The organism is Rhodanobacter spathiphylli B39, assembly GCF_000264295.1.
Taxonomy (GTDB): domain Bacteria; phylum Pseudomonadota; class Gammaproteobacteria; order Xanthomonadales; family Rhodanobacteraceae; genus Rhodanobacter; species Rhodanobacter spathiphylli.
On record NZ_AJXT01000008.1, the window covers coordinates 85,518 to 102,568 of the forward strand.

Annotated in this window: 18 protein-coding genes and 1 riboswitch; of the genes, 10 read left to right on the forward strand and 8 right to left on the reverse strand. The window is 66.9% G+C overall.

The window, feature by feature from the left end; genetic code table 11:
- Window positions 1-41: 41 nt before the first annotated feature.
- The 6 genes from UU7_RS06070 to UU7_RS06095 all read right to left on the reverse strand — a co-directional run bounded on the left by UU7_RS06070 (window position 42) and on the right by UU7_RS06095 (window position 7,409).
- Window positions 42-1,958, reverse strand: a complete 1,917-nt coding sequence (locus tag UU7_RS06070; RefSeq protein ID WP_007806375.1) for a Gldg family protein — start codon at window positions 1,956-1,958, stop codon at window positions 42-44.
- Between the two features lie 4 nt (window positions 1,959-1,962).
- Window positions 1,963-2,697, reverse strand: coding sequence for an ABC transporter permease subunit (locus UU7_RS06075; protein ID WP_007806377.1), 735 nt, complete (start codon window positions 2,695-2,697; stop codon window positions 1,963-1,965).
- Window positions 2,694-3,638, reverse strand: a complete 945-nt coding sequence (locus UU7_RS06080) for an ABC transporter ATP-binding protein (RefSeq protein WP_007806380.1) — start codon at window positions 3,636-3,638, stop codon at window positions 2,694-2,696. Before UU7_RS06080 ends, UU7_RS06075 begins: the two co-directional genes overlap by 4 nt.
- Window positions 3,639-3,822: 184 nt before the next feature.
- Window positions 3,823-5,190, reverse strand: coding sequence for an SRPBCC family protein (locus tag UU7_RS06085; protein WP_007806382.1), 1,368 nt, complete (start codon window positions 5,188-5,190; stop codon window positions 3,823-3,825).
- A 245-nt stretch (window positions 5,191-5,435) separates the two neighbouring features.
- On the reverse strand, window positions 5,436-6,077 hold the full coding sequence (locus tag UU7_RS06090) for a response regulator (RefSeq protein ID WP_007806385.1): 642 nt from the start codon (window positions 6,075-6,077) through the stop codon (window positions 5,436-5,438).
- Window positions 6,078-6,185: 108 nt separating this feature from the next.
- Window positions 6,186-7,409 (reverse strand): sensor histidine kinase, encoded by a 1,224-nt coding sequence (locus UU7_RS06095; protein ID WP_007806387.1) that lies wholly within the window; start codon window positions 7,407-7,409, stop codon window positions 6,186-6,188.
- A 205-nt stretch (window positions 7,410-7,614) separates the two neighbouring features.
- Here UU7_RS06095 and UU7_RS06100 point away from each other — a divergent pair, with 205 nt between their 5' ends.
- The 5 genes from UU7_RS06100 to UU7_RS06120 all read left to right on the forward strand — a co-directional run bounded on the left by UU7_RS06100 (window position 7,615) and on the right by UU7_RS06120 (window position 10,718).
- Window positions 7,615-8,235, forward strand: a complete 621-nt coding sequence (locus tag UU7_RS06100; RefSeq protein WP_007806389.1) for a GNAT family N-acetyltransferase — start codon at window positions 7,615-7,617, stop codon at window positions 8,233-8,235.
- Window positions 8,232-8,999, forward strand: coding sequence for a septum site-determining protein MinC (gene minC, locus UU7_RS06105; RefSeq protein WP_007806391.1), 768 nt, complete (start codon window positions 8,232-8,234; stop codon window positions 8,997-8,999). Before UU7_RS06100 ends, minC begins: the two co-directional genes overlap by 4 nt.
- 37 nt (window positions 9,000-9,036) lie before the next feature.
- Entirely contained in the window at window positions 9,037-9,852 is an 816-nt protein-coding gene (gene minD, locus UU7_RS06110; protein ID WP_007806393.1) for a septum site-determining protein MinD, read from the forward strand.
- A gap of 5 nt (window positions 9,853-9,857) precedes the next feature.
- Complete coding sequence (gene minE / locus UU7_RS06115) at window positions 9,858-10,142, forward strand: cell division topological specificity factor MinE (protein ID WP_007806395.1); 285 nt, start codon at window positions 9,858-9,860, stop codon at window positions 10,140-10,142.
- A 78-nt stretch (window positions 10,143-10,220) separates the two neighbouring features.
- On the forward strand, window positions 10,221-10,718 hold the full coding sequence (locus UU7_RS06120; RefSeq protein ID WP_007806397.1) for a hypothetical protein: 498 nt from the start codon (window positions 10,221-10,223) through the stop codon (window positions 10,716-10,718).
- Between the two features lie 30 nt (window positions 10,719-10,748).
- Here the strand turns inward: UU7_RS06120 and chaB are convergent, their stop codons facing one another.
- A complete protein-coding gene (chaB, locus tag UU7_RS06125) occupies window positions 10,749-10,976 on the reverse strand; it encodes a putative cation transport regulator ChaB (protein WP_007806399.1) in 228 nt (75 codons plus the stop codon).
- A gap of 211 nt (window positions 10,977-11,187) precedes the next feature.
- Between chaB and UU7_RS06130 the strand changes: the two genes are divergently transcribed.
- Window positions 11,188-12,345, forward strand: a complete 1,158-nt coding sequence (locus tag UU7_RS06130) for a DUF2235 domain-containing protein (RefSeq protein WP_238530901.1) — start codon at window positions 11,188-11,190, stop codon at window positions 12,343-12,345.
- A gap of 10 nt (window positions 12,346-12,355) precedes the next feature.
- Here the strand turns inward: UU7_RS06130 and UU7_RS06135 are convergent, their stop codons facing one another.
- On the reverse strand, window positions 12,356-13,621 hold the full coding sequence (locus tag UU7_RS06135) for a multidrug effflux MFS transporter (protein WP_007806404.1): 1,266 nt from the start codon (window positions 13,619-13,621) through the stop codon (window positions 12,356-12,358).
- A 76-nt stretch (window positions 13,622-13,697) separates the two neighbouring features.
- Window positions 13,698-13,802: riboswitch (Fluoride riboswitch) on the forward strand.
- Between the two features lie 67 nt (window positions 13,803-13,869).
- Between UU7_RS06135 and crcB the strand changes: the two genes are divergently transcribed.
- From crcB to UU7_RS06155, 4 genes are all read left to right on the forward strand, one after another.
- On the forward strand, window positions 13,870-14,256 hold the full coding sequence (gene crcB, locus UU7_RS06140; RefSeq protein ID WP_007806405.1) for a fluoride efflux transporter CrcB: 387 nt from the start codon (window positions 13,870-13,872) through the stop codon (window positions 14,254-14,256).
- A gap of 12 nt (window positions 14,257-14,268) precedes the next feature.
- On the forward strand, window positions 14,269-14,607 hold the full coding sequence (locus tag UU7_RS06145) for a DUF190 domain-containing protein (protein WP_007806407.1): 339 nt from the start codon (window positions 14,269-14,271) through the stop codon (window positions 14,605-14,607).
- 33 nt (window positions 14,608-14,640) lie between these two features.
- Window positions 14,641-15,759 (forward strand): cyclopropane fatty acyl phospholipid synthase, encoded by a 1,119-nt coding sequence (gene cfa, locus UU7_RS06150; protein WP_007806409.1) that lies wholly within the window; start codon window positions 14,641-14,643, stop codon window positions 15,757-15,759.
- A gap of 76 nt (window positions 15,760-15,835) precedes the next feature.
- A complete protein-coding gene (locus UU7_RS06155) occupies window positions 15,836-16,876 on the forward strand; it encodes a proline iminopeptidase-family hydrolase (protein ID WP_007806411.1) in 1,041 nt (346 codons plus the stop codon).
- The last annotated feature ends 175 nt before the right edge of the window (window positions 16,877-17,051 follow it).

A 17,051-nucleotide genomic window follows, 5' to 3' on the forward strand; every position in this document is an offset into this window, starting at 1 on the left:
CAGCCTCTGCGGATTCGCGCGCTTGCGGCAGATTGCCGCCGTCACCGGCGGCGGCGACCGTAGCGGCCCCTGCGCCAGCCGTACAACAGGCCGAACAGCACCACCAGGGCGGGGATCGCCACGATGTTGGTGACCTTCACCCGCAGCCCCAGTGCATCGATCTCCGCGTTGAGCTGGTGCTGCACGTCGCGCAGCTCCTTGTTGATCGCCAGCTGGCGCTGACGGAACTGCTCGATCTCGCGGCGCTGCTCGGCCGTGGCGGTGCTGGCATGGCCGCCCTTGGCGGGCTGCAGCTCGTCCAGTCGCCGCCGGGTGTCGGCCAGTTCCTGCTCCAGCTCCTGCTCCTTCTGCAGGAATTTCTGGTCGGCCACGTTGCGCAACGCCTGCACCCGGGTGAAGGGACGCTGCGACGTGGAGCGGCCGCGGATCGACAGCAGCGCCGACGAGCCGCTGAGGTTGTCCACCAGGTTGGTCACCAGATCGCCGTTGTTGGCGAAGATCCGCATCATGGTCTGCCCGAGAATGGTCTGCGGCTCGACCCACAGGCGATCGCTGAGCAGGTCGGTATCGGCAACCAGGATCACCTCGGCATGCGCGGCCGAGCGCACGCGATGCCCCGACACGCCGGCGCGCTCCGGAAACGCGCTGTCGAACGTGCCTTGCAGGCGGGCAGCGAGCAGGTAGTGGGTGCCGTCAGGATGGTAGTTCTGCAGCAGCGTGGTGGGATCGTTGCTGGCGTCCAGCACGCGCTGGGTGGACACCACCTCGGCCTCGGCACTGCTCTGCAGCAACGGAATCAGCCGGGTCTGCGCATCCGCGGCCAGGTCGAAGAAGCCCGCGGTGGAGACGTTGATGCGCTGCAGGCTGGCGGTCACCGGATCGTTGCGGTTCAGCTCCTGCGCGCCCAGGTCCAGCATCGCCGGATGGTTGAGGCTGTTGCCGGCCAGCTCGATCTGCAGCGCACGGGTGCGATCGAGCACCACCTTGTGCGGGTCATAGCTCACGCCCCACGCCTTGAACAGGCGCGACAGGTCCGAAGCACGATCCGGGAAGGTGATGCTCTCCGGCCCGTAGGGCGAGGTGTCCAGCTCGGCGTCCGGATCGACGAACACCACCAGGTGCCCGCCGCCCAGCACATACTGGTCGATCGCATATTGCGCGTCGGGGCTCAGCTGCTTGGGGTGGATCAGCAACAGCACGCGGATCTTGTCGTCCACTTTCTGCAGCGTGGCCGGATCGATCGTCTTCAGGTCGAACAGCTGACCCAACTGCTGCAGGACCGTCCACGGCTGTTCGCTGAGCACCGGGTTGCCCTCGACCGGCAGCGAACTGATCACGCCGACCTGCGGCTTGCTGGTCTGGTTCAGTTCGTAGACCAGCTTGGCAATGTCGTATTCGAGGAACGTCTCGCGTGAGGGATCGAAGAACGCGATCGACAGGGTCTTCTCCGGCACGCGCTCATCGTTGCCGTCGCCGTCGACACTGCCGGACATGGCACTGCCGGCGAGGCCGAAGAACACCCGCTCGCCATTGCTGCCGCCATTGGCCGCGGTGAGGCCGCTGCCCTCGGCGCTGGCCTCGTCGTCGGAATACGGCACCGGGTCGATGGTCTGCAGGCGGATGCGGCCGTGCGAGCGCGCCACCATCTCCTGCAGCATCTCGCGCACGCGCTGCTCGTAACTGCGCAGCTGCGGCAGGTCGCGGGTGGCATGGTCGGAAAAGTACAAGGTCAGCCGCAGTGGCCGCTGCAACGTATCGACGATGTGCAACGTGCCGGGCGTCAGCGTGTACAGCTGGTCGGTGGTGAGGTCGATCCGCGACGCATGCAGCCAGCGACTGCTGGCCACGATCAGCGGCACGAACACCAGCACCAGCAGCACCAGCGCCAGGTAGAGCAGGCCCCGCCGGGTCAGCCGCAACGGGGTGGAGAACAGGCGGCGGATACGCGACATGGACATGGCTTCAGCGCGTCCGTTTCAGGTCGAGCAGCAGCACGCCGGCGAGCAGCCAGCCCAGCGTGCTCAGCAGGAAATACAGCAGGTCGCGCACGTCCAGCACGCCCCGCGCGATCGCCTCGAAGTGGCGCAGCATCGACAGGTGCGCCACCGCGTTGATCAGCTTGCGCGGCAAGGCGCCGGAGAAGAAGTCGAGCACCTGCGGCTGGCCGATCAGGATCAGCAACACGCAGACCAGCGCGGTGAGGATGAAGGCCACCACCTGGCTGCGGGTCAGCGCGGACAGGCAGGCGCCGATCGCCACGAAGCTGCCCGCCATCAGCCAGCTGCCCAGGTATCCCGCCAGGATGATGCCGTTGTCCGGCGAGCCCAGATAGTTGACGGTGATCCAGATCGGGAAGGTCAGCGCCAGCGCCAGGCCGATGAACAGCCAGGCCGCCAGGAACTTGCCCAGCATCGCCTGCCACAGCGTCAGCGGCAGGGTCAGCAGCAGTTCCAGCGTGCCGCCCTTGGCCTCCTCCGCCCACATGCGCATGGTGATCGCCGGCACCAGGATCAGGTACAACCAGGGATGCATCGCGAAGAACGGCTGCAGGTCGGCCTGGCCGCGCTCGTAATAGTCGCCCGCGTAGAACGTGAGGATGCCGCTCAGGACCAGGAAGATCACCAGGAAGACGTAGGCCACCGGGGTCACGAAATAGCTGCGCAACTCGCGCCGCAGCACCGCGTTGACCGGGCTCATGCGCGAACCTCGGCGGTGCGCTCGTCACTGGTGGTGATCTGGCGGAACACCTCGTCCAGCCGGCCGCGCTCGAGCTGGATTTCCGAGACCTCCAGGCCCTGCTCGCGCAGCAGCGTTTCCACCGCCTCCAGGATGCGTTCGCCGGGCTTCGGGAACACCGTGATGCGCCCGTCCAGCGGGTCCACCTCGATCGACGCCACCTGCGGCAGGCGCCCCAGCATCTCCTGCGACATGCCGCTGCCCGGCGCGCTGAACGACACCGCCCCGTGATAGCGCGAGCGCGCCTCCAGTTCGGCCGGCGTGGCATCCGCCAGCAGCTTGCCACGGGCGATGATCACCACCCGGTTGCACAGCGCGTGGACTTCTTCCAGCAGGTGGGTGGAGATCAGGATGGTGCGGTCGCGCGCCATCACGTCGATCAGCTGGCGCACCGCGTGCTTCTGGTTCGGATCGAGGCCGTCGGTGGGTTCATCCAGCATCAGTACCGGCGGATCGTGCAGGATCGCCTGGGCCAGTCCGACGCGCCGGCGCAAGCCCTTCGACAGGGTGTCGATGCAAACCTCCAGCACTTCCTCCAGCTGCAGTTGCTGCACCACCGCGTCGAAACGCCGGTAGCCCGTCTCCGCCTTGAGCCCGCGCATGCGCACGATGAAGTGGAGGAACTCACGCACGGTCATTTCGCCGTAGCTGGGCGCGCCTTCGGGCAGGTAGCCCAGTGCCCGCTTCGCCTTCAGCGGCTCGCGGCTGACGTCGTGGCCGCAGACCCGTGCCGTGCCCGACGTGGGCACCAGGAAGCCGGCGATCATGCGCATCGCGGTGGACTTGCCGGCACCGTTGGGGCCAAGCAGGCCCAGCACCTGGCCTGGCTCGACACGGATGCTCAGCGCATCCACGGCGGTGAGGTGGCCATAGCATCGGGTGAGCTGGTCGGTTTCGATCATGTCCGGTTGGGGCTGTGGAGTTCGGCGCGACCAGCTGGCGAAAGTACGGTCGGGTGCTGTCGCGGCGCGTCCCGCAATGTACCGCAAGAAGCGCGGGGTGGCCCGCCCGGGGTGACCCGAAAAAGAAAGGCCCTTCCGCTTGGAAGGGCCTTTCTGTCTTTCGGCAAGACCGCGCGTGGAGGGTTTACTCGCCCGCGCTGGCGGCCTCTGCCGGAGCCGCAGCCGTGCCGGCCGGGGCGGGAGCGGAGCTGGCCGCTGCCGGCGCCTGCGCATCGTCCAGGCTCGGCGGCTGCAGGCCGGCTTCCTGTTCCGGGGTCTTCTCCGGGGCGTCGGTGATCGGCAGGTACACGTTGTACTTGGCGTAGGACGTGATGTTGCCGCCGGCATCCTTCACTTCCGGCGTGGCAATCACGTCGTAGGGGCGGTTGACCACTTCGTCGTACTTGTAGCCATGGGTCTGCGCGTACGCCTTGAGCATCTCGCGGGTCTGCGGCACACCGGCGAAGGTGCCGTTCCACACGCCCTTGAGCGCGGAACCACCGAAGGCCAGCGAGGCGCGAACGTTGCCGTCCACCACCAGGCGACCGAAGCGGTCGCGGCTGCCGACGGCCACGCTGCTGTCGGCTGCGCCGGCGGCGCTGCTCGCCTCGGCGGGAGCCGCATTGTCGATCGACGGCGGGGTGGCGGCGGTGAGCTGTTCGCTCTGGCCATTCACGGTCAGCGTGCTGCTGTCGATCGGGAACGCCACGTCGAAGCTGTAGGTCTGGTCGCCGTAGTTGGTGGTGATCAGGATGCGCGAGCCGGTGATGTTCACGCCGAGCTTCTTGGCGGCCGCCTGGATTTCCGTGGTCGCCTTGGCCACCGCGTCGTCCAGACCTTCCAGGCCGTCCTTGCGCTGGATCGAGCTCGACACCAGCAGCACCGGGGTGGGCTGGGTCTGTTCGATGTAGGGAATCAGCTGGCTGTAGTCGATGTTCGGCACTCCGGCCAGCACGTTCTGCAGGTTGTTCAGGCTGAACTGGATGAAGGAGTCCGGATCGCCGTGGATGTACAGGTTGGCGAAGCGGTTGATCAGGTTCCAGCCGTAGGACACGTCGTACGACCAGGTCACCTGGGTCAGCTGGCCGCGGTTGCCCTGACGCTCCAGATCCAGCGTGAAATGCTTGTCCAGGCCGCGCCAGTCGTTGTCCAGGTTCCAGATGATGCTGGCGCTCTTGGTATTGCCGTCGATCTGGTCGAACTCGGGCGTGGCGCTGGCGATGGTCAGACCACCGTTGCCCAGCTTGGCATCCGTCGTGGTCCAGCTGATCTCGGCGCCCGGGCCGTAGGCCTTGCCGGAGAACGCGAACTGCACCTTGGGATCGAGCGAGCGCAGCACCGAGTAATCCGGCAGCCGGCGGTAGTTGTCGAGCACGTCATAGACCTGACGCATGTCCTTGCCGATGACCAGCTGGCGTTCCACATGACCGCTGCCGGGCATGACCACAGCCGCCAGGACACCGATGACCGCAACGATGACCAGGGCAACAAGAAATTCAAAGACACGCATCATTCCAGAGTTCTCCGAAGCGTCTTTACGCCATACCTAGATAGTGTTGCCCCGGCCTTCCGCGCGAACCCGCCCTTCGGTGGGGTCCGCGGGCCATGGCAGGGGGTCGGCAAACGCCGAAGCTACGGATGTTACTTGCTCACGGGCTGGAACGCTATCCGCCCGGACGGCCTCCGCGCAGGGCCGAAAAACCGCCGGCCGGGGCCCGCTGAAACGGCGCATCCGGGCGCCCTGCACCCGCTCGGGCATCAGACGATGCCCATTTCCAGCGCCTTCAGAACGGCCCGCGTGCGGTCGCGCACGCCCAGCTTGGAAAGGATGTTGGAGACGTGGTTCTTGACCGTGCCCTCGGCCACCTTCAGCGAGTTGGCGATCTCCTTGTTGCTGTAGCCGCCGGACAGCAGTCGCAGGATCTCGGTCTCGCGCTCGGTCAGCGGGTCGGGCTGCTCGAGGCTGGTGAAGTTGTTCTGCATCCGCGACACCCCGGCCATCAGCCGCTGGGTCACCATCGGCGCCACCAGCGAGCCGCCGGCGGCCACCGTGCGCACGGCCTCGACCAGTTGCTCCAGCGAGACGTCCTTCAGCAGATAACCGCGGGCGCCGGCCTTGAGGCCCTGCAGCACCAGCTGGTCGTCGTCGAAGGTGGTCAGGATGATCGTGGGCGGCAGCTCGTTGCGGGCGGACAGCGCCTGCAGCACCTCCAACCCGCTCATGTTCGGCATGCGCAGGTCCAGCAGCACCACGTCGGGCTTGATCCGCGGAATATCCTGCACGGCCTGGGCGCCGTCGGCGCACTCGGCCACCACACGGATGTCCTCGGCCAGGTCCAGCAGCGAGCGGACGCCCTGGCGAACCAGATTCTGGTCGTCGACGAGACAAACGGAAATCATCGCGGATCCTCGGGAAAACTGTGGCTTGACGATGGGATGCTGGCAGCTGGCGCAGGGCACCGCTGCCAACACCGACGCACTTTCGCACCCCGGCGCAGCCGGCAGAGATTACGACACATTGAGCGCTGGTGGCTCAAGCCGGTTCGGTGCGTGCGCCAGCGCGGCATGTTCCCCCAGCGGCAACCGCACGGTCAGCGCAAACCCCTGGCTCGGCCCACTGTCCAGGCTGAGGCTGCCGCCGAACTCGGCCAGCCGCTCGCGCATGCCGGACAGGCCGTTGCCCGGCTCGAAGTTCTCGGCGCCGCGGCCGTCGTCGCGCGCATGCAGGCCGATCAGGCTTTCCCCGGCGTAGGCGAAATTCAGCCACAGGTTGCGGGCTGCCGCGTGGCGCGCGGCATTGGTGATGATCTCCTGGGCGCAGCGCAGCAGCACCTGGGCACGGCGCGGGTCCTCCACGCTGAAACGTGGCGGCATCACCACGTGCACGGCGAGGCCGGGCACGCCTTCGGCCAGTCCCCGCAGTGCCTGGGTCAGGTCGATCGCGTCGTCCTGGCGCAGTTCGCTGACCACTTCGCGCACGTCGGCCAGCAGCAGCTTGGCCGTGCTTTGCGCCTTGCGCACGTGGGCGCCGGCCGCTTCGTTGGTGAGATGGCTGGCCACTTCGAGGTTCAGGCTCAGCGCAGTCAGGTGGTGGCCGATCAGGTCATGCAGGTCACGCGCGATGCGCATGCGTTCGGCGATGCGGCTGGATTCGGCCAGCAGGGCGCGGGTGGCGCGCAGTTCGGAATTCAGCCGCCGCTGCACGTCGCGCTGCTCGGCCTGCTGGCTGGCGACCGTCGAGGTCACGAACACCAGCACCGAGATGCCCAGGTAGATGCTGGCCTGGAGAAACCCGAGGGCAACACTGTGATCGTATTCGGGGAAGGTGGCGAAGATCGCCACCAGGCTCAGGTGCTGCAGCACCAGCCAGAACACCGCCAGCGAGAACGGCAGCAGCCACGGCAGCACCAGCGAGGCCACCACCATCAGCATCGCCGACAGGCCGCTGTGGCTGTACCAGCCCACCGCCACCGCGGCGGCCGTCATCAGCGTCAGCCCGAGCAGTTTCAGCACAGGGTAACGGCGCGAGCCGAGGTTGCTGGTCAGCAGCCAGTACATCAGACCGAAGATCAGGTAACACAGCGTCCACAGCAGCAGCGAGAAATTCGGGCGCTGCAGCTGGGTCAGCCGCTCGGTGGCCCAGTTCGTGATCAGCGGCGTCCCCACCGACAGGTAGGTAAAGAAGCCCGCATAGCGAAGCAGGCGGATATGGTTGAAGAATGGCCAGCGCATCCCCGCATCATTGGCTGCGCGGGGATTTCGCGCAATGCGCGAGAAGTCATGCCCGGCCGGGCCCCACTTGTCGCCGCGCGCCGCTTTACAAAGCTTTTACATGTGCCCTTGCGAGATGTAAGGGCCTGCAGCGCATGTCATAATGCGGCATTGCGCGAGGCTGCGGTCGCCTCTCGTCCCCGAATCCACCCTTGCGGAGCAACGAATGGCCCTTGCCATCCGCGACGTGCGCGAGCACGACCTGGATGCCGTACTGGCGCTCAACAACGCTGCCGGTCGCTCCATCCTCGCACTGGATCCTGCCCAGCTGCGCTATTTCCACGAGCACGCCGAATATTTCCGCGTGGCCGAAATCGACGGTCAGCTGGCGGGTTTCCTGATCGCGCTGCGCGAAGGCGGCGATTACGACAGCCCGAACTATCGCTGGTTCGCCGAGCACTATCCGCAGTTCCTGTACATCGACCGCATCGTGATCGCCAACGCCTACCGTCGCCACGGGCTGGGCCGCATCTTCTATTGCGACGTGCACAGCTACGCCGAGGTGCGCGTGCCGCTGCTCACCTGCGAAGTGTTCCTGGAGCCGCGCGACGACGTGGTCGTGCTGTTCCACGGCACCTACGGTTTCCAGGAAGTCGGCCAGCAGCGCATGGGCGAGCACGGCCCGCAGGTCAGCCTGCTGGCCCGCGACCTGCCCAGCTACGCTTATGTACGCGACACCTGGCTGGAGAAAGGCGGCCTGCCCGACGTACCGTGGCTGGCCGAACGCGAACGCCCGGACACCGCCCAGCCGCATCCGCGCCGCCTGGCCGGGGAGCGGCACGCATGAACGCAAGCATGGATGCCACCGACGCCTGTGACCTGCGCTTCGGCCAGGTCGGCCTTGCCTGCGTGCGGGTGCGCCGGGTCGACGCCGCCGCCCTGTGCGACGAACTGGAACGCCGCGTGCGCGCCGCGCCGCAGATGTTCGCCCGGGCCGCCGTGGTGCTGGACCTCAGCCACCTGCTCGACCTGCCCGACGACGGCACCGTCGACGCACTGCTCGAAGCGGTGCGCAGCGCCGGCATGTTGCCGGTGGGGCTGGCTTATGGCACCAGCGAGACCGAGGCGCTGGCCAAACGGATGGGGCTGCCGCTGATCGCCAAGTTCCGCGCGGCCTACGAACCGGCCACCGGCGCGCCCGCTGCCGTCGCCCCCGCGCCACGCAGCGAGCCTGCCCCCGCGCCGACGCGCGAACCGATTCTCGCTGCACCGGCCTCCGGCAACGTGGGCGCCCAGCATCATGCCGGCTCGGTCCGCTCCGGCCAGCAGATCTACGCCCGCGACCGCGACCTGATCGTCACCGGCGCGGTGGCCAACGGCGCCGAAGTGATCGCCGACGGCAACATCCACATCTACGGCGGCCTGCGCGGCCGCGCCATGGCCGGCGCGCAGGGCGACGAGAAGGCACGCATCTACGTCTCCGACTTCCGCGCCGAACTGGTGGCGATCGCCGGCCAGTACCGCGTGTTCGAACAGATTCCCGGCGACCTCGAGGGCCAGTCCGTGCAATGCTGGCTCGACGGCGAAAAACTGATGATCGCCAGGCTGTGATCACCCACAACAAAAACAAACCTGCGGAGATGGGCCCTTGACTGCTGAGATTATCGTTGTCACCTCCGGCAAAGGCGGCGTCGGCAAGACGACGACCAGCGCCTCCCTCGCCACCGGCCTGGCCATGGCCGGCAAGAAAGTCGCCGTGATCGACTTCGACGTCGGCCTGCGCAACCTCGACCTGATCATGGGCTGCGAGCGGCGCGTGGTGTACGACTTCGTCAACGTCGTGCACGGCGAAGCCACGCTGAAGCAGTCGCTGATCAAGGACAAGCGCTACGACAACCTGTACGTGCTGGCCGCCAGCCAGACCCGCGACAAGGACGCGCTGACCATGGAAGGCGTCGAGAAGGTGCTCGACGGCCTGTCCGAGGACGGCTTCGACTACGTGGTCTGCGACTCGCCCGCCGGCATCGAGAAAGGCGCCCACCTGGCGATGTACTTCGCCGACCACGCGGTGGTGGTGGTCAACCCGGAAGTCTCCTCGGTGCGCGACTCCGATCGCATCCTGGGCCTGCTGGCCAGCAAGACCCGGCGCGCCGAGAAGGGCGAGCCGCCGATCACCCAGCACCTGCTGCTGACCCGCTACAACCCGGCCCGCGTCGCCATCGGCGAAATGCTCAGCGTGAAGGACGTCGAGGAAATCCTCGGCATCCAGGTGGTGGGCGTGATCCCCGAGTCGGAGAACGTGCTGACCGCCTCCAACAACGGCATCCCGGTCATCGTCGACGCCAACTCGCTGGCCGGCCAGGCATACAGCGACACCGTGGCCCGCATCCTCGGCGAAGAGCGCCCGTTGCGCTTCATCGACGTGCCCAAGAAGGGCTTTCTCCAGCGCGTGTTCGGAGGTTGATCACGATGGGCATTCTCGATTTCCTCAAGCGCAAGCCCGAGGCCACCGCCAGCGTGGCGCGCGAGCGCCTGCGCATCATCGTGGCGCAGGAGCGCTCCACCCGCGGCGCGCCGGACTACCTGCCGATGATGCGCAACGAGTTGCTCGAAGTGATCAAGAAGTACGTCCATGTCGACCTCGACGCGATCAACATCAACTTCGAGCGCGACAGCGGCCACGAGATCCTCGAACTCTCGGTGACCCTGCCTGACGGCAAGCAACCGGCGAGCAGCGAAGCCCGGAGCGGCTGAGCACCCACGCCAAATCCATGCCGGGCCGCCACGCGCGGCCCGGCGATCTTCATCCGGATCGTCCGCGCGTCGCGCCCCATGCACCCCGACACCCATCCCACCGCCAGCGACCCGGCCGACAGCGTGCTGTGCGTCGGCCAGATCGGTTTTGCCGATCCCGCCGCGTTGCTCGCGCAGTTCGGATTGACGCTCGAACAGGTGGCTCGCGACGCGCCGATTCCCGGCAGTTTCTGGGGTGAGCGCGAGGCCGGCATCATCGGCACCACGGTCTACGCCCGCGAAGACACGCCGGTGCACTCGCTGTTGCACGAAGCCGGCCACCTGATCGTGCTGCCCGAGGAAAAACGTGCGACGGTGCATACCGACGCCACCGACTCGGTCGAGGAAGAGGACGCCACCTGCTACCTGCAGATCGTGCTGGCCGACCAACTTCCCGGTGTCGGCCGCGAACGCCTGATGACCGACATGGACGCCTGGGGCTACTCGTTCCGGCTGGGCTCGACCCGCGCCTGGTTCGAGCGCGATGCCGCGGAGGCACGCGAGTTCCTCAGGGCGCGTGGCCTGCCCCACACCTGACCCCGCGCCTGATGCACCACGGGCGGCAAGCTATTTCGCGTGCCAGTCGCCGTCGCTGCCCTTGTCGTACTTCTTCTTCACCGCCGCCCACGCCACCTTGTGCGCCACCTCCTCGCGCGATTCCTCGCCGCGACGCTCGTCGCTGTCGGCGTATTCGTCCCAGGCGCTGTTGAACGCTTCCTTGTAGATCTCCTGGGCGTGCTTCGGCACGTGCTCGCGCACCGACTCGGGCAACTCGCTGACGGTCTTGTAGGGCATGACATGCTCCGGCAGGGAACTGCGGCCAGCCTGGACCCGGCCAGGTCCAGCGCGCGTCAAATGGATGTCCATATCGCGCGAAACGCGGGCGGCGGCCACGCGTGCGACAACCCGCCAGCGGCCTGCGTCCGCGGCACTGGTCGCCCGCGGTGTTTGCCCTAGAATCGGCCCAGGCAACCCCTTGCGCAGCGCGCGGGAGGACAACGTGGCGATGCGTCAGCTGGTATTGCTGTTCGACGGCACCTGGAACAAGCCCGAATCCAACACCAATGTGGAGCGTCTGCGCCAGCTGATCGCCCCGCTCGACGACCACGGCCATTCGCAACTGGTCAACTACATTCCCGGCGTGGGCGTGACGCGCGGCATCAGCCATCTGCTCGGCGGCGCGTTCGGCTACGGCCTGTCCGGCAACGTGCTGGATGGCTACCGCTGGCTGTGCGAGCAGTGGCAACCGGGCGACCGCATCTTCCTGTTCGGGTTCAGTCGCGGCGCCTACACCGCCCGCAGCCTCGGCGGACTGATCCGCAAATGCGGCCTGCTGCGCTGCGGCAACGACGACAAGGTGGCCAGGTCCGACGTGTCCGCTGCCTACGCCCTCTATCGGGACGCCGCCAGCAAACCCGACGACGACGTCGCAGTCGCCTATCGTGCCGAGCATTCGATCGAGGTGGATATCCACTTCATCGGCGTATGGGACACGGTCGGCTCGCTGGGCATTCCCGACACCGCCTCCTGGTTTCCGTATGCCCGGGCGCGCTACCGGTTCCACGACACCGAGCTGAGCCGCATCGTGAAGTACGCCTACCAGGCGCTGGCGCTGGACGAGCATCGGGCCGACTTCGCGCCCGCGGTGTGGACGCGCAATCCGTACACCGTCAAGCCCGGCGAATCGCTTACCTCCAAGAAGAACGAGCAGATCGACATCGAGCAGCGCTGGTTCATCGGCTCGCATTCGGACGTCGGCGGCGGCAACGACTGCGACGGTGCCGGCCGCAAGCCTGACCCACTGCCCGACCTGCCGCTGGCCTGGCTGCAGCGCAAGGCCATCGACGCCGGCCTGGCGTGCGACAGTCTGCTGCTGCCCGCCGCCGACGCGTACACCGGCGTGCCGCGCAATTCGTACCGGGAATTCATGAGCGGCCTGTACAAGGAATTCAAGCCGCCGATCGATCGCCTGCTCGGCACCGGCGTCAACGAGAAGGTCGACGAGTCGGTGTGGCAGCGATGGCTCGCCGACAGCAGCTACCGCTCGCCGTCGCTGGCCCGCGCGCTGACCAGCGCCACCGTGCTGATGTCGGTGGAGGCCGTGGTGCCGATCGCGCATGCGCCCGCCGCTAGCGAGTCGATCACCAGCGCGCCCGCCGCCTGAGCCTCATCGCTCAGCGCGGCTCGGCGATCTCCGCCTCCATCACCTCCGCCGCATCGGCGCCGCTGACCGGCAACACGGCCTCGCGGGTCACGCCGTGGTACCAGCCCCAGGCCAGCACGCCCAGTACGGTCAGCAGCGACGCGCCCAGCGCCAGCTGCAGCATGCTGGCCGACAGCAGCGGCGACATCACGCCGGCCACGAAGCCGCACAACAGCAGGCTGGCAAACGCCTGCACCGAGGAGATGCCGCCACGATGGTGCGGAAAGCGATCCAGCAACAGCAGGGTCAGCGTGGGGAACGCCAGCTGCACGCCGATGCCGTGCAGGATCAGCGGCAGCATCGACCACGGCAGGCGCGGCTGCGGAAACAGCAGCGCCAGCAGCAGATGCGCCACGCAGGCCAGCAGCATCGACGCGTAGCCCAGGCTCACGGTGCGCTTGGCGCTGGCGCGTTCGGCCATGCGCCCGGACAGCCAGGCGCCGCTGATCAAGCCGACCACCACCGGCACGAACAGCCACGGAAAACCCTGCGCCGAAAGATGCAGCAGCTCGCGCACGATGCGCGGCGCGGAGGAAATGTAGAGGAACAGCCCGGCGAAATTGACCGAGCTGGAAACCAGCAGCGGCCAGAACGAGCGCTCCCGCGCGAACGCCAGGTAGCCGGCCAGCAACGGGCGCGGCGCGAAGCGCGAACGCCGTTCCGGCGGATGCGTTTCGTCCAGCAGGGTCAACAGGGCCACCGCCAGCAGCAGGGTGAAACCGGCCAGCAGCCAGAAAATGCCGTGCCAGCCGTCCAGTGGCAGCAGCAGGGCGCCGATCATCGGTGCGATCACCGGCGCCACGCCGAAGATCATCATCACCTGCGACATCAGCCGCTGCGCCGCCGGCCCTTGCAGGCTGTCGCGGATCACCGCCCGGCCCACCACCAGGCCGGCGCCCGCGCACATACCCTGCAGGCTGCGACAGGCCAGCAGCATCGCGAACGAGGTGGACGAAGCCGCGCCCACCGACGCCAGCGCGTAGACCAGCATGCCGGTGACGATCACCGGCTTGCGCCCGATCGCATCGGAGATCGCGCCGTGGAACAGGCTCATCACCGCATAGGTGAGCAGGTACGCACTGACCAGCTGCTGCAGCGCCGTGTCGTCGACCTGGAAACGCGCACCGATCAGCGGGAACGCGGGGAACACCGCATCGATCGAGAACGGCCCGATCATCGACAGCCCGGCCAGCAGCCACGGCAGGCTGCGTCGCACGGTGTGCTGGGCTGGAGTCATGATGGCATGCTGGTCGCGGCGGGTCGCGCATTATAGGGCGACCCTTGACGTCGGGGCGGCCGGATCGACTAGGATGTTCGCCATGGGAGATGGCATGCCTCCCGTCCCGGAATGCTCGCTCCCCCCAGGACAAACCGCTTCTCGCGCTCCTCGTGTTGAAGTTGATGATGCCTGCTCCCCCGGTTTCCGGCGGTGCAGGCGTGCCTGCCACCGCGGAACCGGACACATTCCCGTCAGGAGGCGCGCTCGTGGGCTTTACCGGATTCGTGGCAATCGGCATCGGCGGCGCCATCGGCTGCTGGCTGCGCTGGGGACTGGGCATCCTGCTCAACCCGATGTTTCCCACCCTGCCGCTGGGCACCCTGGCGGCAAACCTCGCCGGCGGACTGCTGATGGGCTGCATGATGGGCCTGTTCGATCACTTCCAGGCACTGCCGCCCGCACTGCGGCTGTTCGTGTTCACCGGCTTCCTCGGCGGCCTCACCACCTTTTCCACCTTCTCCGCCGAATCCGCCACCCTGCTGCTGCGCCAGCAGTACCTGTGGTTCAGCGGCCATGTCGCGGTGCACGTGATCGGCTCGCTGGCGATGACCGTGCTCGGCATCGCGCTCACCCGCAGCCTGCTGCGCCACTGACCGGGCATCCGCATGAAACCGCAAGACCTGCAACAAGGCGTGCACCTCACCTTCTACTGCCACTCCCGCGCCAGACACGACGGCATGCTGCTGTCCGAATGGCTGCTGGAACAGGCGAAGCAGCGCGGCATCGGCGGCGGCTCGGTGTTCCGCGCCATCGCCGGCTTCGGCCGGCATGGCGTGCTGCACGAGGAGCAGTTCTTCGAACTGGCCGACGACCTGCCGGTGAAGATCGAGTTCCTGCTGCGCGACGAACAGGCCGCGACGCTGCTGCAACTGGTGCGCGAGGCGGGCGTCGACGCGACGTATGCGCGCTGGCCGGCAGACTTCGAAATCCTCGGCAAGCACTGACCAAGAACGAAACATCCGCCGCGAGGCAAGGCCATGAGTCAGGACGATCTGAAAGACCGCGCCAGCCAGTTGCTCGAACAGGCCGGCATCCACATCGACGGCAACGCGCCGATCGACCTGCGCGTGCACGACGACCGCCTGTATCCGCGGGTGTTCGCGCATGGCTCGCTGGGTCTGGGCGAAGCCTACATGGACGGCTGGTGGGACGCGGACGACCTGCCCGGCCTGTGCACGCGGCTGCTCACCGCGGGGCTCGACCAGGAACTGAAGACGCTGGATACCCTGCTCGCCCACCTCAAGGCGCGCTTCATCAACCTGCAGCGCGGCGAGCGCGCGTTCGAGATCGGCAAGGCCCACTACGACCTCGGCAACGACCTGTTCCAGGCCATGCTGGGCAAGCGGCTGGTGTACTCCTGCGGCTACTGGGCCAGGGCCGACAACCTCGACGACGCGCAGGCGGCCAAGCTCGACCTGGTCTGCCGCAAGCTGCAGCTGAAGACCGGCCAGCGCGTGCTGGACATCGGCTGCGGCTGGGGCGAGGCGCTGAAATACGCCGCCGAGCGTTACGGCATCGAAGGCGTCGGCATCACCGTCTCGCAACAGCAGGCCGACTACGCCCGCGAACTGTGCGCCGGCCTGCCGATCGAAATCCGCCTGCAGGACTACCACGACATCAACGAGCAGTTCGACGCGGTGTTCTCCATCGGCATGTTCGAGCACGTCGGCGGCAAGAACTACCGCGCCTACTTCGAGACCGTGCGCCGCTGCCTCAAGGACGACGGACTGTCGCTGCTGCACTGCATCGGCAGCAACCGCGCACCGGCGCAGACCGACCCGTGGATCGAGAAATACATCTTCCCCAACTCGATGATCCCCGCCGCGAGTCAGGTCACCACCGCGCTGGAGGACCTGTTCGTGATCGAGGACTGGCACAACTTCGGCGCCGACTACGACCGCACCCTGAGCGCGTGGCGCGCCAACGTCGAAGCGGCGTGGCCGAGCCTGCCAGCCAGCTATGACGAACGCTTCCGCCGCATGTGGCGCTACTACCTCGCGGTCTCCTCCGCGGTGTTCCGCAGCCGCCGCGACCAGCTGTGGCAAATCACCCTGAGCCCGAACGGCGTGCCCGGCGGCTATCGCGTGCCGCGCTGAAACGCCCACGCCCGTGCTTGCAGGCGACCTGAAGGCCCCGCATAGTCCAGTCTGACCTTGCCCCTGGGGAACCCCGATGAAGCTACGCATCGCCACCTTGCTGGTCGGCCTGACCCTGCTCGCCAACGCCGCCCTGGCCGTCGGCATCTCCCCAGCCTCCGCCACCCCGGGCAACGCCTATTTCGACAACAGCGGTCGCGACGACGTGCTTGCCGGCGGCGTGAAGATGATCCCGATCACCACGCCCAGGGGCACGTTTCACGTCTGGACCAAGCGCGTGGGCAACAACCCGAAACTGAAGGTCCTGCTGCTGCACGGCGGCCCCGGCGCCACCCACGAATACTTCGAGGCGTTCGACAGCTATTTCCCGGGCGCCGGCATCGAGTATTACTACTACGACCAGCTCGGCTCGGCCTACAGCGACCAGCCGAAAGACACATCCCTGTGGACCATCGACCGCTACGTCGACGAAGTCGAACAGGTCCGCCAGGCGCTGCACCTGGACAAGGACAATTTCTGCCTGCTCGGCCAGTCCTGGGGCGGCATCCTGGCCATGGAGTACGCACTGAAATACCAGCAGCACCTGAAGTGCCTGGTGATCTCCAACATGGTCGACTCGATACCCGCCTACAACGACTACGCCCACAAGGTGCTGATGCCGGCGATGGATCAGAAACAGCTCGCCGAAGTGCAGAAGCTCGAAGCCGAACACCGCACCAGCGACCCGCGCTACATGGCTATCCTCGGCCCGATGCACTACGAGCAGCACGTGTTGCGCATGCCGCAGGCGCAATGGCCCGAACCCGTCACCCGTTCGTTCGGCCACATCAACGAGCAGATCTACACCCTGATGCAGGGCCCCAGCGAACTGGGCGCCAGCGGCCGCCTGCTGAACTGGGACCGCAGCAAGGACCTGCACCGCATCACCGTGCCCACCCTGGTGATCGGCGCGCAATACGACACGATGGACCCGAAATACATGGCCAGCATGGCGAAGAAACTCCCGCACGGAGAGTTCCTGCTATGCCCCAAGGGAAGCCACATGGCGATGTACGACGACCAGCAGGTTTACTTCGATGGGCTGATCGGATTCCTGAAGAAGATGGAAGCCGAGTGACGCGAAGCAAGGCGCCCAAACACTGCGGGATTAGGCTGCTGGATTAGACTGCTCGGGACTGGCCAAGGTGTTGATTTGCAACACCACAGCCGAAAACTGTTGCGTCAGGGACACGGGATAGGCTGCTGGATTAGACTTCAGTTTGAAATCTACTAAGCGTTGAACTAAACCGCTG